The 402-nt window shown below is 41.8% G+C and carries 1 pseudogene; it reads left to right on the top strand.

Annotated elements, in window-relative coordinates:
* Positions 1–402, top strand: a pseudogene (locus tag H4J65_RS06550) (transposase); the annotation flags it as partial.

Genomic DNA, 402 nt, shown 5'->3' with positions numbered 1-402 from the left:
AAGCAATCAGATGAAGTACAAGAAGCTTTTAAAAAAATTCGAAATGGAAATGATCCGTACGATCCCGTGGAATGTCAGCCTTAAAAATGTAGATGTGTGGTTTCAAGATGAAGCACGCTTTGGCCAGCAGAATACAACAACAAGGCTCTGGGCAACAAAAGGAACAAGACCAAGAGCGGTTAAGCAACAGCAGTTTGAGTATGCTTATCTTTTTGGTGCTGTTTGCCCTGCAACAGGAGATACCGAGGCATTAATAGCGCCAATCATGAATATGGATGTGATGGAAAAACACTTAGCATTGATTGCCCAAAAGGTACCCAAAGGACGACACGCCGTGATAGTTGTGGATGGTGCAGCTTGGCATCAAGTCCATTTAACCGAAAAATTTGATAACTTATCAAT

The organism is Colwellia sp. MB02u-9 (genome assembly GCF_014077085.1).
Taxonomy (GTDB): domain Bacteria; phylum Pseudomonadota; class Gammaproteobacteria; order Enterobacterales; family Alteromonadaceae; genus Cognaticolwellia.
The sequence above is the reverse complement of the archived record's forward strand: the minus strand, read 5'-3'. Positions and strand labels throughout refer to the sequence as shown.